This window comes from Streptomyces cahuitamycinicus, assembly GCF_002891435.1.
GTDB classification, from domain to species: Bacteria; Actinomycetota; Actinomycetes; order Streptomycetales; family Streptomycetaceae; genus Streptomyces; species Streptomyces cahuitamycinicus.
This window is the reverse complement of record NZ_POUC01000830.1, coordinates 1-1,340: the sequence shown is the minus strand read 5'-3', so window position 1 is coordinate 1,340 and position 1,340 is coordinate 1. Positions and strand designations below refer to the sequence as shown.

General features: G+C 69.9%; 2 protein-coding genes. One reads left to right on the top strand and one right to left on the bottom strand.

The window, feature by feature from the left end; all coding sequences use genetic code 11:
• Positions 1 to 116: 116 nt before the first annotated feature.
• Positions 117 to 659, top strand: coding sequence for a bacterial proteasome activator family protein (locus C1J00_RS43245; RefSeq protein WP_102914217.1), 543 nt, complete (start codon positions 117 to 119; stop codon positions 657 to 659).
• A gap of 74 nt (positions 660 to 733) precedes the next feature.
• Here C1J00_RS43245 and C1J00_RS43240 read toward each other — a convergent pair.
• Positions 734 to 1,340, bottom strand: a 607-nt coding sequence (locus tag C1J00_RS43240; RefSeq protein WP_146046412.1) for a PASTA domain-containing protein, incomplete at its 5' end; no start/stop codon positions are given.

Genomic DNA, 1,340 nt, shown 5'->3' with positions numbered 1-1,340 from the left:
AGACGTGTATAAGAGACAACCCGGAGCCTGGCCGGTTCGTCTCCCCAAGCACGGTGGATCAGCCTCGCGTGGGGGCACCACAGAGGTGAGGTGCAGACGTGCGACAGAATGGCGACATGGAGATGCCGAGGAACGAAAGGTCGCCGGAGAACCCGCAGATCCTGGTCGTGGGCCAGGACGGCATGGCGCTCGGTGGCGGCAGCGCAGACGAGGACTCCCGCGAGACCCCGGTCACGGAACAGGTGGAGCAGCCCGCCAAGGTCATGCGGATCGGCAGCATGATCAAGCAGCTGCTCGAAGAAGTGCGCGTGGCGCCCCTGGACGAGGCCAGCCGGGTCCGGCTCAAGGAGATCCACGCCAGCTCGGTGAAGGAACTGGAGGACGGTCTGGCGCCCGAGCTGGTCGAGGAGCTGGAGCGGCTCTCCCTGCCCTTCACGGACGAGGCGACCCCCAGCGACGCGGAGCTGCGCATCGCGCAGGCCCAGCTGGTCGGCTGGCTGGAGGGGCTCTTCCACGGGATCCAGACGACGCTGTTCGCCCAGCAGATGGCGGCCCGCGCCCAGCTGGAGCAGATGCGCCGCGCCCTCCCGCCGGGTGTCGGGGACGGCCTCGAGGAGCAGCAGCACCCGGGCGGCCGGTCCGGCGGCCCCTACCTGTAAGACGGCGGAAGGCCGTACAGACCACGGGGCCCGGCAGCCGAAGCTGCCGGGCCCCTTCCGTGTCGGCGGACCCGTCAGGAGGGCGGGTTGCCCGTGGAGACGCTGAGCTCGATCTCGGGCATGTCCTTGGGGTCGACGTCGGTGTCGGCGGACGGGAACTGGTTCATGACCGTGCCGTCGCCGTAGGTGTTCTCGTCGACCTTCTTCTCGTCCACTTCCCAGCCGGCCGCCTGGAGACAGGCCTTGACCGACTTGATGTTCTTGAACTTGAAGTCCGGGATCTGGATCTTGTCGGGGTCGTTGTACGACTCCCGCGGCTCCGTGCACTCCTCGGTGTCGATCGTCTTGGCGGTGTCCGGCCCGCGGTAGCCCGGCTTCTTCTCCGCCGAGGCCGACGCACTCGCGCTGCTGCCGCCGCCACCCTTGTCGTCCTCGCTGCCGCCGTTCAGCAGCAGCGCGGTGACGAGGCCGCCCACGGCGACGACGGACACGATGACCGAGCCGATGATCACCGGCTTGTTGTTCCTGCCGCCGCCGGAGGGCGTCACCGCGGTCTGCGGCGTCAGGTTGTACGGCGGCGGCGTGGACGGGCCGGGCTGGGGGGAGTACCCCGCCGGGGACGGCGTCTGGTAGCCGCCCTGCTGCGGATAGCCGTACGCCGGGGACGGCCCCGTCGGGGCG

Excerpts from the sequence above, each read along its gene's own strand:
- C1J00_RS43245 (WP_102914217.1), top strand. The coding sequence starts at position 117 with ATGGAGATGCCGAGGAACGAAAGGTCGCCGGAGAACCCGCAGATCCTG.